This window comes from Croceicoccus sp. Ery5, assembly GCF_020985325.1.
Lineage (GTDB): Bacteria > Pseudomonadota > Alphaproteobacteria > Sphingomonadales > Sphingomonadaceae > Croceicoccus.
This window is the reverse complement of sequence record NZ_CP087587.1, coordinates 2,068,431-2,081,335: the sequence shown is the minus strand read 5'-3', so window position 1 is coordinate 2,081,335 and position 12,905 is coordinate 2,068,431. Positions and strand designations below refer to the sequence as shown.

At 61.7% G+C, this 12,905-nt stretch carries 13 protein-coding genes; 6 read left to right on the top strand and 7 right to left on the bottom strand.

The genetic code is table 11. The annotated features are described in order from the left end of the window. Positions 1–33 precede the first annotated feature (33 nt). Positions 34–486: a GatB/YqeY domain-containing protein gene (locus tag LOZ74_RS09820; RefSeq protein WP_230291055.1), complete on the bottom strand. Its 453-nt coding sequence runs from the start codon at positions 484–486 to the stop codon at positions 34–36. A gap of 209 nt (positions 487–695) precedes the next feature. Between LOZ74_RS09820 and carA the strand changes: the two genes are divergently transcribed. The 4 genes from carA (at position 696) to greA (ending at position 6,083) form a co-directional block, all read left to right on the top strand. Further along, entirely contained in the window at positions 696–1,880 is a 1,185-nt protein-coding gene (gene carA / locus LOZ74_RS09815) for a glutamine-hydrolyzing carbamoyl-phosphate synthase small subunit (RefSeq protein WP_230291054.1), read from the top strand. After that, on the top strand, positions 1,877–2,173 hold the full coding sequence (locus LOZ74_RS09810; RefSeq protein ID WP_230291053.1) for a hypothetical protein: 297 nt from the start codon (positions 1,877–1,879) through the stop codon (positions 2,171–2,173). Before carA ends, LOZ74_RS09810 begins: the two co-directional genes overlap by 4 nt. Beyond that, on the top strand, positions 2,173–5,496 hold the full coding sequence (carB, locus tag LOZ74_RS09805) for a carbamoyl-phosphate synthase large subunit (RefSeq protein WP_230291052.1): 3,324 nt from the start codon (positions 2,173–2,175) through the stop codon (positions 5,494–5,496). The genes LOZ74_RS09810 and carB overlap by 1 nt, the downstream gene beginning before the upstream one ends. A gap of 110 nt (positions 5,497–5,606) precedes the next feature. Then, a complete protein-coding gene (gene greA / locus LOZ74_RS09800; RefSeq protein ID WP_230281005.1) occupies positions 5,607–6,083 on the top strand; it encodes a transcription elongation factor GreA in 477 nt (158 codons plus the stop codon). Positions 6,084–6,138: 55 nt separating this feature from the next. Here greA and LOZ74_RS09795 read toward each other — a convergent pair whose 3' ends face one another. The 5 genes from LOZ74_RS09795 to LOZ74_RS09775 form a co-directional block, all read right to left on the bottom strand. Next, complete coding sequence (locus LOZ74_RS09795; RefSeq protein ID WP_230291051.1) at positions 6,139–6,360, bottom strand: DUF4170 domain-containing protein; 222 nt, start codon at positions 6,358–6,360, stop codon at positions 6,139–6,141. A 167-nt stretch (positions 6,361–6,527) separates the two neighbouring features. Further along, positions 6,528–7,118 (bottom strand): hypothetical protein, encoded by a 591-nt coding sequence (locus tag LOZ74_RS09790; protein WP_230291050.1) that lies wholly within the window; start codon positions 7,116–7,118, stop codon positions 6,528–6,530. A 79-nt stretch (positions 7,119–7,197) separates the two neighbouring features. Then, positions 7,198–7,542 (bottom strand): hypothetical protein, encoded by a 345-nt coding sequence (locus LOZ74_RS09785; RefSeq protein ID WP_230291049.1) that lies wholly within the window; start codon positions 7,540–7,542, stop codon positions 7,198–7,200. A gap of 4 nt (positions 7,543–7,546) precedes the next feature. Beyond that, complete coding sequence (locus LOZ74_RS09780) at positions 7,547–7,909, bottom strand: phage holin family protein (RefSeq protein WP_230291048.1); 363 nt, start codon at positions 7,907–7,909, stop codon at positions 7,547–7,549. A gap of 134 nt (positions 7,910–8,043) precedes the next feature. Continuing rightward, complete coding sequence (locus LOZ74_RS09775; RefSeq protein ID WP_230291047.1) at positions 8,044–8,574, bottom strand: hypothetical protein; 531 nt, start codon at positions 8,572–8,574, stop codon at positions 8,044–8,046. 307 nt (positions 8,575–8,881) lie between these two features. On the opposite strand from LOZ74_RS09775, the gene eno reads away from it, so the two are divergent. Together eno and LOZ74_RS09765 are read left to right on the top strand one after the other, a co-directional pair. Then, on the top strand, positions 8,882–10,165 hold the full coding sequence (gene eno, locus LOZ74_RS09770; RefSeq protein WP_230291046.1) for a phosphopyruvate hydratase: 1,284 nt from the start codon (positions 8,882–8,884) through the stop codon (positions 10,163–10,165). 182 nt (positions 10,166–10,347) lie between these two features. Further along, positions 10,348–12,456 (top strand): M13-type metalloendopeptidase, encoded by a 2,109-nt coding sequence (locus LOZ74_RS09765; RefSeq protein WP_230291045.1) that lies wholly within the window; start codon positions 10,348–10,350, stop codon positions 12,454–12,456. On the opposite strand, the gene ribH is transcribed toward LOZ74_RS09765, so the two are convergent. Next, positions 12,457–12,879 (bottom strand): 6,7-dimethyl-8-ribityllumazine synthase, encoded by a 423-nt coding sequence (gene ribH / locus LOZ74_RS09760; protein ID WP_230291044.1) that lies wholly within the window; start codon positions 12,877–12,879, stop codon positions 12,457–12,459. Positions 12,880–12,905 lie beyond the last annotated feature (26 nt).

The window sequence follows — 12,905 nt, the reverse complement described above, 5'->3', positions numbered from 1 at the left end:
TTCTAATGGCGCACGTTGCCCCGCCTCACAAGGTCAGGAAAGCGCGGCTTTCACCAGACCGCTCGCCTTGCTCATGTCCAGCTCGGTGCCGTGGCGCGCTTTCAGCTCGGCCATGACCTTGCCCATGTCCTTCATGCCGGTCGCGCCGGTCTCGGCCTTGATCGCCTCGATCGCGGCTTTCGTTTCCTCCTCGCTCATCTGCGCGGGCAGGAATTCCTCGATCACGACCAACTCTTTTTCTTCCGCTTCGGCCAGTTCGGCGCGGCCGCCTTCGTTATACATCGCAATCGATTCGCGGCGCTGTTTGGCCATCTTCTGCAGCACGTCGATCACCAGCGCATCGTCGTCGCCTGCCGGTTCACTGGTGCGCAGTTCGATGTCGCGATCCTTGATCTTGGCAAGGATCAGACGGACGGCGTTGAGCCGTTCCTTTTCCTTTTCCTTCATAGCCTGAATCTGGGCGGCCTTGAGATCGTCGCGAAGCATGGTTTTCTCTTTAAAATGGGGTGATCGGCGTCTTCGCAGGCCTCATAGGGTTGATTACCGGCGATGCAAACCGAACTTGGGACCAGCATTGCAATTAATAAGGGGGCTATCCGCATTTATGCGGCAACCCCGCTTGACGGTATGCGCTCCCATCTCTAGCGGACGGGTCTTAGCACATATCGCCGGACCCCTAGCTAACGGAGCGCCACATGGCCGACCCCGCTTCTTCGCACGCGCCTATCCCCCAGGGGGCAACCGCCGTTCTTGTATTTGCCGACGGGCATGTCGCTTACGGGCGCGGCTTCGGCGCCACGGGCGAAGCCGTGGGCGAGCTTTGTTTCAACACGGCGATGACCGGATATCAGGAAGTGATGACCGACCCGTCCTATGCGGGGCAGGTTGTGTGCTTCACCTTCCCGCATATCGGCAATGTCGGCACCAATGACGAAGACGTCGAAGGCAAGGTCGATTCGGCGCTGGGCTGCGTGGTGCGCGAGGATGTGACCGATCCGTCGAACTTTCGCGCCATGGGCGATTTCCCCGAATGGATGGTAAAAAAGGGCAAGATCGGCATCGCGGGGCTGGATACCCGTGCGCTGACCCGCCGTATCCGCATTCAGGGCGCACCCAATGTGGTGATCGCGCACAACCCCGAGGGCAAGTTCGACATTGACGCTCTGGTCGCCAAGGCGGCTGCGTGGAGCGGTCTGGAAGGGCTGGACCTTGCCAAGGGCGTCAGCCGAGAGATCAGTGAAGGCTGGACCGGCGGGCACTGGGTGTTGGGCGAAGGCTATGGCGAACCGGGCGCGAATGGCCGCCCGCATGTCGTCGCCATGGATTTTGGCGCGAAGGACAATATCTTCCGCAACCTCGTGCGGGCAGGGGCCAAGGTCACCGTCGTCCCGGCCGAAGCAAGCTATGACGAGATCATGGCACTGAAACCCGATGGCGTGTTCCTGTCGAACGGCCCCGGCGATCCGGCGGCGACAGGCGTTTACGCAGTGCCGGTGATCAAGGCGCTGCTGGACGCTGACGTTCCGTTGTTCGGCATCTGCCTCGGCCACCAGATGCTGGCGCTGGCGGCGGGTGCAAAGACCGCCAAGATGTTTCAGGGCCACCGCGGCGCCAACCATCCCGTGCAGCGCGTAGGCGGCATCTGGGGCGAGACCGAGGGTCTGGTCGAGATCACCTCGATGAACCACGGCTTCGCGGTCGATGGCGATACGCTGCCCGAAGGTGTGATTGAGACGCACAAGTCGCTGTTCGACGGCACCAATTGCGGCATCGCGATCACCGGCAAGAAGGCGTTCGGTGTGCAGTACCACCCCGAGGCTTCGCCGGGGCCGATGGACAGTTTTTACCTGTTCGAGAAGTTCGTGGGTGAGTTGGGGTGACGAGATCGCTCGCCAGCCTGATCGGTCTGGCCGCAGCTTTAACAGCGTGCGGTGTCCCTGAAGGCCCAATTCGAACGGCTGCGGGTAATCTGACTCAGGGGCAAGTCGACCAGATAGTTCGTGATTGTGGCGCTCCCGCTGGTACGATCACGTTCGATGGTCCTGTAATTGTGATCGCTAAGCACGAAGACATTCACATTACTGGCTGCGTTTTGAAGGCGCTTGAAGCGACAGGTGAAACTTCGCTGCCTTCCGTCGGCAATCAACGTTATGAGGTTCCAGAGAAGCAATAATGCCCAAACGCACTGACATTTCCTCCATCCTCATCATCGGCGCGGGTCCGATCATTATCGGCCAGGCGTGCGAGTTCGATTATTCGGGCACGCAGGCGGTCAAGGCGCTGAAGGAAGAGGGTTACCGGGTCATTCTGGTCAACTCGAACCCCGCCACGATCATGACCGATCCGGAAATGGCCGACGCAACATACGTCGAGCCGATCACACCGGAATTCGTCGAACGCGTGATCGCGAAAGAGCGTCCTGATGCGCTGCTGCCGACGATGGGCGGCCAGACCGCGCTCAACACCGCGCTCAAGCTTTTCGAGAATGGCACGCTCGACAAATATGGCGTGACGATGATCGGTGCCGATGCCGACGCCATCGACAAGGCCGAAAACCGCCAGCGTTTCCGCAAGGCGATGGACAAGATCGGCCTTGAATCCGCGCGCAGCGGCGTTGCCAACACGCTGGACGAGGCAGTGGCCGTGTTGGAGCACACCGGCTTGCCCGCCATTATCCGTCCGTCCTTCACGCTGGGCGGCACCGGCGGCGGCATCGCCTATAACAAGGCGGAGTTCGAGCAGATCGTGCGCGAAGGCCTCGACGCCAGCCCCACGACCGAGGTTCTGATCGAGGAATCGCTGCTCGGCTGGAAAGAATACGAGATGGAGGTGGTGCGCGACCGCAAGGATAATTGCATCATCATCTGTTCGATCGAGAATATCGACCCGATGGGGGTGCACACCGGCGATTCCATCACGGTTGCCCCTGCGCTGACCCTGACCGACAAGGAATATCAGATCATGCGCACCGCCAGCATCGAGGTGCTGCGCGAAATCGGCGTGGAAACAGGCGGTTCGAACGTACAGTTCGCAGTGAATCCCGCTGACGGCCGGCTTATCGTGATCGAAATGAACCCGCGCGTCTCGCGCTCTTCGGCGCTGGCGTCCAAGGCCACGGGCTTCCCCATCGCGCGCGTCGCGGCCAAGCTGGCCGTGGGCTACACGCTGGACGAGATCACGAACGAGATCACCGGCGCGACCCCTGCCAGTTTCGAACCGACCATCGACTATATCGTCACCAAGATCCCGCGCTTCGCCTTTGAAAAGTTCAAGGGCGCGGAAAACAAGCTGTCGACAGCCATGCGCTCGGTGGGCGAGGTGATGGCGATCGGCCGCAACATGAAGGAATCGCTGCAAAAGGCGCTGCGAGGCCTCGAAACCGGGCTCGACGGGTTCAACCGCGTGCAGGAACTGGAAGGCGCCAGCCGCGACGTGCTGACCGCGCGCCTGTCCGAACGCACGCCCGAACGGCTGCTGATCGTGGCGCAGGCTTTCCGCGAAGGGCTGACGCTGAATGAAATCCACGCGATCACGCAATATGATCCCTGGTTCCTGCGCCATATCGAACAGATCATCGCCGAAGAGTCCGAGATCATGGCCAATGGCCTGCCGCGCACGACCGAGGGTTTGCGCCGCCTGAAAGCCATGGGCTTTTCGGACAAGCGCCTGTCCACGCTGGCCGTGCGTTCGGTCGGTGTCGCGGGCGGCATGGGCGAGACGCAGGCGAAGCGTTCGGGCCTGCTGCACGATACGCTGAAAGCCATGGCGGGCGGCACTTCCGAAGAGGAAATCCGCGCGCTGCGCCACAAGCTGGGCGTTCGCCCGGTGTTCAAGCGCATCGACAGCTGCGCCGCCGAGTTCGAGGCGATCACGCCCTATATGTACTCGACCTATGAGGCTCCGCTGTTCGGAGAGGCCGAGAACGAGGCTGACCCGTCGGAGCGGAAAAAGATCGTGATCCTTGGCGGCGGTCCCAACCGGATCGGGCAGGGGATCGAGTTCGATTACTGCTGCTGCCACGCCTGCTTTGCGCTGGAAGAGGCAGGCTATGAAACGATCATGATCAATTGCAATCCGGAAACCGTGTCGACCGATTACGACACTTCGGATCGCCTCTATTTCGAACCGCTGACGGCCGAGGATGTGCTGGAAATTCTCGACATCGAAAAGACGCGGGGCACATTGGTGGGCGTGATCGTGCAATTCGGCGGCCAGACTCCGTTGAAACTGGCGCAGGCGCTTGAGGATGCGGGCATTCCGATCCTTGGCACCAGCCCCGATGCCATCGACCTTGCCGAAGACCGCGAACGCTTTGCCAAGCTGGTCAACAAGCTGGACCTGTTGCAGCCGTCGAACGGCATCGCGCGCAGTCAGGAAGAGGCGCGCGGGATTGCGGCGCAGATCGGCTATCCGGTGCTGATCCGCCCGTCCTATGTGTTGGGCGGCCGCGCGATGGAGATCGTGGATAGCGAGGCGCAGCTCGACGAATATATGGAAACGGCGGTCCGCGTATCGGGCGATTCGCCCGTTCTGATCGACCAGTATCTGCGCGATGCTGTCGAATGCGATGTCGACGCGCTGTGCGACGGCACCGATGTCGTCGTCGCGGGCGTGATGCAACATATCGAGGAAGCCGGCGTCCATTCGGGCGACAGTGCCTGCACCATCCCGCCTTACAGCCTGCCCGACGACATCATTGCCGAGATGGAGCGTCAGGCCGATGCTCTGGCCCGCGCACTCAAGGTCGTCGGACTGATGAACATCCAGTTCGCTGTAAAGGACGGTCAGGTCTATCTGATCGAAGTCAACCCGCGCGCCAGCCGGACCGTGCCCTTCGTTGCCAAGGCCATCGGCCAGCCCATCGCCAAGTTGGCTGCGCGCGTGATGGCGGGCGAAAAGCTGGCCGATCTGCCCGCGATCAAGCGCGACATCGATTATGTCGCGGTCAAGGAAGCGGTGTTCCCGTTCAACAAGTTCCCCGGCAGCGATCCGGCGCTTTCGCCCGAAATGAAGTCCACCGGCGAAGTCATGGGCATCGATCCCGATTTCACGGCGGCCTTTATCAAGAGCCAGCTGGGCGCGGGCGCGATGATGCCCGAAGGCGGCGTGTTGTTCGTATCGGTCAAGGATAGCGATAAGCAGACCATTCTGCCCGCAGTCAAACTGTTGGAAGAAAACGGCTTTACCGTCATCGCCACCGGCGGGACGCAGCGTTTCCTTGCCGAAAACGGCGTGAACGTGAAACCGGTGAACAAGGTGGCAGAGGGCAGGCCCCACATCGTCGATGCCATAATCGACGGCGAGGTGAACCTGATCTTCAACACGACCGAGGGTTGGCAGAGCCTGAAGGATTCGAAATCGATCCGTCAGGCAGCATTGGTCGAGAAGGTGCCGATCTATACCACGGCGGCGGCGGCACTGGTCGCGGCGCAGGCGATTGCGGCCCAACGCGGCGGCAAGCTTGAAGTACGCTCGCTTCAGGCTTATTATGGCTGACCGCTAACGTTCCTCCCGCAACGTAAGTCCCCCGATTTTCCTGCTGCATGGCGCGGCAGGGACGGGGAACTCGTTTCGCTGGCGAGGGACCAGGAGGATAGTGAATTACAATGGCGAGTGTCGAAAAGGTACCGATGCTGGCGGAAGGCTATGAGAAGCTGACTGCCGAACTGAAATTGCTGCGTGAAGAACGTCCGCGCATCGTCGATGCGATCGAGGAAGCGCGCGCGCATGGCGATCTGTCGGAAAACGCCGAATATCACGCCGCGAAAGAACGCCAGGGGCAGGTCGAGGCGTCGATCGCCGATCTGGAGGACAAGGTCAGCCGCGCGCAGATCATCGATCCGACGACACTGTCGGGCGACAAGGTGATTTTCGGCGCGACCGTCACCCTGCTGGACGAAGACGACAAGCCCGTCCGCTATCAGATCGTCGGCCCGACCGAAGCCGATGCCAAATCCGGCCGGATCAGCTATTCCAGCCCGCTGGGCCGTGCGCTGATCGGCAAGAAGGTGGATGACGAGATCGAAGTGACCGTCCCTTCGGGCGAACGCTTTTACGTGATCCAGCAGATCGAATTCATCTGACCCAATGAAAAGGGGCGGGAGACCATGGTCATCCTGCCCCGTTCATTTTGCTGGATCAATCCTTCAGATCGGGTTCCAGCAGGCGGTGCAGGTGCACCACCACATATTTCATCTCTGCATCGTCGACGGTCTGCTGCGCCTTACCGCGCCAGGCGTTTTCGGCGGATTCGAAATCCGGATAAACGCCGACGATATCGAGCGCTGACAGATCCGCGAACTCCAGACCGCGCGGGTCCTTTACCCGACCGCCCATTACGAGATGCAGTTTTTGCGCCATCAATCACTCCGCTAGCAAATGGAAAGCCGCCCTGTCGGCCAGTGGTGGGCTGGCTTGGATAGGGCGGCCTTAGCGTATCGCTTGGGCGATCCCAAGTTGCAATTGGCCACAAGTCGCATTTGAACGAAAGGCCGGCAGGCGGGGCGCCTGACGATAAGCGATTCCGATCAGTGGCGGATGCGCGATATCAGCGAGCGGGTCTTGAAACCGGCATCCTCACCGGCGTGGCGTGCGGCCATGGCTGCCTTTTCGCCGATGTGGCGGGCCGACAGCATGGTGCCTTCGCCGCGTTCAGCAAATTCATGCGCGATATGGCCACCGGTCTCGGCAACGCGTTCGCCCCATTCGCCCAGCTTCTCGCGCGATCCTTCGGTGGCATTCTGCGCCAAAGCCATCATCTGACCGCCATAGGTTGCGGCCAGTTCGGCCAGCAGGCCGCCAGCCGACATCACCGATCCCCGTACCTTGCGACCCGGTTTGCCCGGAAGCGACAGCGCAATCAGAGCGCCGATGGCAACCGCGCCCGATACGGCGATGAACGGATGTTCCTTCACGAATTTTTTCGCATCGCCCGCAGCTGCCTTGGTCTGCTCCATTGCCTTGGCGCGGGCAGGGGCCGTGCGTTCGGCAATGCGGGCCTGCGCGGCAGAAATCTTCTCTGCCAGAGTAGGCTCCTGCGGCGGGGCCAGATCATTATCGGCGGGCACAACAGGCTGCGGCGTTTCCACGGCTTTCAGGGCGGGTTTGGTCTCGGTCACGGGTCAATACCTCGTCTTGATGTCAGTCTTGCTTATTCAATCGCCCCGACAGGATCGGGTTCCGAAACTGCGGGGAGTGTTATTCGGGTTCAGCGTCAGAGGCGGGGGCGGCGGGATCCAGTCGCTGATCGTCGCCTCCTTCATCGCCATACCCCAGCAGATTACCCGCAAAGGCCATGATGGGCCCGCGCAGGAACCAGCCGGTCAGGCCAAGCGCACCCAGCGTCAGCAGCGTTTTATGCGTGCTAGCCGCATCGGCGGCCTCCTCTGCGATCATCCTGCCGTCGTCGACCAGCCGTGTGGCGACACGCTTGCCAACGCCGGCAGCGCCCAGATCGGCGCGCACCATCTCTCGCTGGGTTTCGAATACGCTGCGCGCTGCACCGCGAAGGCGCTTGGCTTCAAGGACTTCTTCCTCGCTCATCGGTTTAATCGTCCCCGTCCGAGATGACCTGTTTCATCCGCCGCATTTTCGCCGCGCCGCGCTGCGCCAGCAGCAGGGCTACGATCGCCAATACGCCGGTCACAAGGGCGGTCGATCCCCAATAGGTGATATGCTGGCCCAGCGACACGATCAGCCCGACGATCAGGGCCATCAGGGCAAAGAAACCGAACACGGCCGCCGCCACGAACATCGCGCCAATGCCCTTCGCCGAATTGGCGGCATAGATGGCGCGCTTTTTATGGAAATCGATCTCGGCCTCGGCCAGCATCTTGCCGTCCTCGACCAAGGCGCGCACGTCTTCCACCAGTGAACGTTCGGCCGCGATGTCGTCGGCACTTTCCGACATGAAGCACTTCCCCCTGTCGCGCCGGACCAATGGGCCGAAAGCGCGTAATTCTCATTCATGGCGTCTGCTAAAGGCGCCCGGATTTGGGCGGCGCTGCGAGCCTCGCTCCCCACGCCGCCCCTTGACCCATGGCGTTAGCGACGCCGGAACAGGCGGGCCAGCAGGAAACCGGCACCTGCGGCAATGGCAATCGCCGTGCCGGGGCTCTTGCGGACATATTCGCGCGCATCGTCGCCCAGTTGCTCCAGCGATTTTTCGTCGAGCGAGGCTGCGTTCTTCTCAAGGCTTCCTGCCGCACTGCGCGCATAGTCGCCATATTTCACGCCCAGCTTCTCATCGACGGTGGCGACATTGTCGGTGATCAGCTTCGACAGTGCGACCATGCCTTCGCTGGTCTTCGACTTGGTATCGTTTGCCAGTTCATAGGCCTTGGCCTTCGCCTGCTCGCCATAGGCGGCGGCGTCGCCCTTCAGCTGTTCGCCCTTTTCACCGGCGCGATCCTTATAACTGCCCGATTTTTCCATTGCTTCGGCCTTCAGTTCGGCCACGCCTGCCTTGGCTTCGTCGAGAGCCTTGGAAAAGCGGCTCTTGGCTTCGGCCCGATGATCATTCGCGTGATCGGTTGCTGCGGGGGTGCTATCGGTGGGATTGACCATGGTTTGCATCTCTCGTCCTGACCGGCCCTTGGCGAGGGGCCGAGTTGAAACTGGTCGGGCGGACGGAAATCCGCCAGCCCGGCGGTTCTTCGAAACCGTCCGGTTGGCGCATTGCTTCCGGCAATGCGAACCTTTCGGCCTTTTTCGGGGGCTTTGCGACCCGCCCCCGTTCGCTGATGCAATAACGACTGTTGCCAGCCATTGTTCCGCCAACTAATCCGCGACCATATCACGAAACACGCGACGCTTAACGCAGCAATTTTCTATCACCACCTGGCCCCGTCCGGGGCACACTTAGCATGAGAGGCTTTTACCAATGACCGCGATCATCGATATCCACGCGCGCGAAATCCTCGACAGTCGCGGTAATCCGACCGTCGAGGTGGATGTGCTGCTGGAAGACGGTTCCATGGGCCGCGCGGCCGTTCCCTCGGGCGCATCGACCGGCGCGCATGAGGCGGTGGAACTGCGTGACGGCGATAAATCGCGCTATTTGGGTAAGGGCGTGCTCAAGGCGGTAGACGCTTGTAATACCGAGATTTCCGATATGCTGCTTGGCCTTGATGCCGAAGATCAGCGGGACATCGATTATGCCATGATCGAACTGGACGGGACCGAGAACAAGGCCCGTCTGGGCGCCAATGCGATCCTTGGCGTTTCGCTGGCGACGGCCAAGGCCGCTGCTGCGGCGCGCGGCCTGCCGCTTTATTCCTATGTCGGGGGCGTGTCGGCGCATATGCTTCCGGTGCCGATGATGAACATCATCAATGGCGGCGAACATGCCGACAATCCCATCGATTTCCAGGAATTCATGGTCATGCCCGTCGGCGCCGAATCGATTGCCGAGGCTGTGCGCTGGGGCGCGGAAATCTTTCACACGCTGAAAAAGGGCCTGTCGGAAAAAGGCCTGTCGACCGCCGTGGGCGACGAGGGCGGTTTCGCACCGAACCTTGCCAGCACGCGCGACGCGCTGGATTTCATCATGACGTCGATCGAAAAGGCGGGTTTCAAGCCGGGTGACGATGTGGCCATCGCGCTCGATTGCGCAAGCACCGAATTCTTTGCCGATGGCCGCTATGACATCGCGGGCGAGGGGATTTCGCTGACCGGTGTGGAAATGGCCGATTATCTGGCCGATCTGTGCGCCAATTACCCGATCCGTTCGATCGAGGACGGCATGGCCGAGGACGATTTCGAAGGCTGGAAGGCATTGACCGACAAGATCGGCAACAAGGTGCAACTGGTAGGCGACGATCTGTTCGTGACCAATCCGCGCCGCCTGTCGATGGGGATCGAGCAGGGTCTGGCCAATTCGCTGCTGGTCAAGGTCAACCAGATCGGCACGCTGACCGAAACGCTGGAAGCCGTCAGCATGGCGAACCGCGCAGGCTATACCGCGGTGATGAGCCACCGTTCGGGCGAGACCGAGGATTCGACCATTGCCGATCTGGCCGTTGCGACCAATTGCGGGCAGATCAAGACCGGCTCGCTTGCCCGTTCGGACCGGCTTGCCAAGTACAACCAGCTTATCCGTATCGAGGAGGAGCTGGGCGCAAGCGCGCTTTATGCGGGCAACGGGGCGTTCGGTCGTCTCGCCTGATCGCCATGGTATGATGCGACAATGCCGTGGCGGCGCGATCCGTCACGGTATTGGCGTTTATGCATTGGCGGGCGGATCGGAACGATTTGCGCGGCGGGCTGCAAATCATTAGAACACGAAGTGCCATTATTTCGCCACATATTGTGCCGGCAACCCGCGCAATCCAAAGCCAGAGCCTGTTCTTGCCACTTCGCACCCTTTCCGTCCTGACCCGAGTGACACGCAACTGGGCGCGCCTTGTGGCGGGATTGGTGGCGGTCGTGGCGCTCTACGCCTGTTCGGCGGCTGACGATCAGGATGTCTCGCCCTTTCAGGGGACGGCCATCGGGATCAGCACGGCCGATATCGACACGGCTATCGATCCGGGCAATGATTTCTATCGTTACGCCAATGGCAACTGGCTGGCCGCCGCGCAAATCCCCGAAGGTTCGGATTTCATCGCCCGCCAGTCGCGCGCGCAGGCAGAGCTTGACCGGCGGCTGACCACGATTGTCGAGGATATCGCAGGCCGCCCGCAGGACGCGGGCACTCCCGAAGCGGTGGTGCGCGACTATTATCGCAGCTTTATGGATCGCACGGCCATCAACCGGCAGGGCATTTCGCCAGTGCTTGGTGATATCAAGCGGTTCCAGTCGGTTGGCGATATCGGCATGCTGTCCGAAGTGATCGGCGGCACGCTGCGCGCGGATTTTAATCCGCTGCTGGCGCCAGAGGATGGGACGGGCAATCTCTTCGCGGTTGCCGCCATGCCCGCGCCTGACGACGGGCGAACGGTGGCATGGCTGTTCACGGGCGGGCTGGGCCTGCCCGATCGTGCGACCTATCTGGCGCAGGACCGTGCGGCACAGGCCGACCGCGCAGCCTATCGCGATCTGGTGGCGCGCACCTTGTCGCTGGCAGGGCTGGATGATGCGACCGCGCGGGCCGACGCGGTATTGGCGCTGGAAGTCAGGCTGGCCGAGGCGCAAGGGCCCGTGTTGCAAGGGCGCGCCCTGTTGGAGCCGGCCACAGTCTGGAGCAGGGAGGAACTGGCTGCCAACGCACCGGGCCTCGACTGGGAACGCTTGCTGGTCGCGGCCGGTTTGCAGGACGCGGATCGCATAGCGCTGTTCCAACCTGCCGCCATGACCGCATTGTCGGCGCTGACCACATCTGAACCGGTCGAGGCATGGCGCGACTGGCTGGTGTTCCACCGGCTGAACGACCATGCCGCCGTATTGCCCGACAATTTCGGCAGCGCCCATGCGGCGTTCTATCAGCGACGGCTTGAAGGGCGGCTGCGCATTGCGCCGCTGGAAGAGCAGGTGGTGGACCGGATCGGCGTACTGTTCGGTGAGACCATGAGCAGGCTTTATGCCGAACGCTATTTCTCCGAAGAGGAACAGCGCGATGTCGAGATTATGGCCGAACGGGTCCGCGAGGCGCTGATCGCGCGGATCGCCAGTGACGGCGCGCTGGGAGAGGGGGTAAGGGAGCAGGCCATCGCCAAGCTGGAAGCCCTGAAGACCGGCATCGGCTATCCCGAAACCTATCGGGAGATCGCGCAGCTCAAGGCGGTGGGCAATAATGCCTATGCCAGAACGGTGGCGGCAGAACGCGCGGCCTATGCGCGCGAAATTGCGTCGATTGGGGCCTCTGGCAAGGCATTACGGTGGCGGATCGGTTCGCATCGCATGGTCGCGGCCTACCTTCCGCTGGAAAACGGGATCATCATCCCAGCGGCGATCCTGCAACCGCCGTTCTATGATCCGGAGGCCGATACCGCCGCCAATTACGGTGCCATCGGCATGGTCATCGGACGCGAAATGAGCCGTGCCGTCGATCCGGCAGGCGCGATGGTGGATGACGGTAATCGCATCGCCGGCTGGCTGACGGGCGAAGACCGGCAGACGCTGGATCGCCGAGCCGACGCATTGGCACGTCAAATCGGCGGTTACCGGGCTTTTTCCGATTTGCCACTGGATGGAGAGACCGCGAAATCCGGAAATGCTGCCGATCTGGCTGGCCTGACCGCAGCCTATGATGCCTATCGCGCTTCGCTGGAGGGGCGCGAACCGCGCGTGATCGAAGGGTTCACCGGCGACCAGCGCTTCTTCATCTCCTTCGCCCAATTATGGGCGAGCCGGTTGAACGAGGCTTATGCCCGCCGACTGGTCGCAAATGGCACCACGATATTGCCGCGCTTTCGCGTGGCAGGGGTACGCAATGTCGATGCGTGGTATCGCGCGTTCGATGTGCAGGAAAACGACGCGCTCTATCTCTCGCCGGAAGAGCGCGCCGCGATCTGGTAATCAGGCGGCGAAGCGGCCCGACAGCTCCAGCAGGGCGAGGGCGGCCTTTGCAGCCTCGCCGCCCTTGTCTTTCTGGGCAGGATCGGCGCGGACGATGGCCTGATCTTCGTTTTCGACTGTCAGAATGCCGTTGCCGATGGCGATGCCGTCCATGTTCAACGCCATGATGCCCCGCGCGCTTTCACCCGCGACAATCTCGAAATGATAGGTCTCTCCGCGAATGACGACGCCGATCGCGACAAACCCGTCATAGCGGCCGCTTTCGGCTGCCATCGCGATCGCCGCCGGAATTTCCAGCGCGCCGGGCACGGTGATGACCTCTGCCTCATGGCCGTCAGCCTCCAGCGCGGCGCGGGCGCCTGCGATCAGCATGTCGTTGAGGTGCGAGTAGAAGCGGGCTTCCACAATCAGGAAACGGGCCACGATATTCTCCGAATGACAGGACTAAA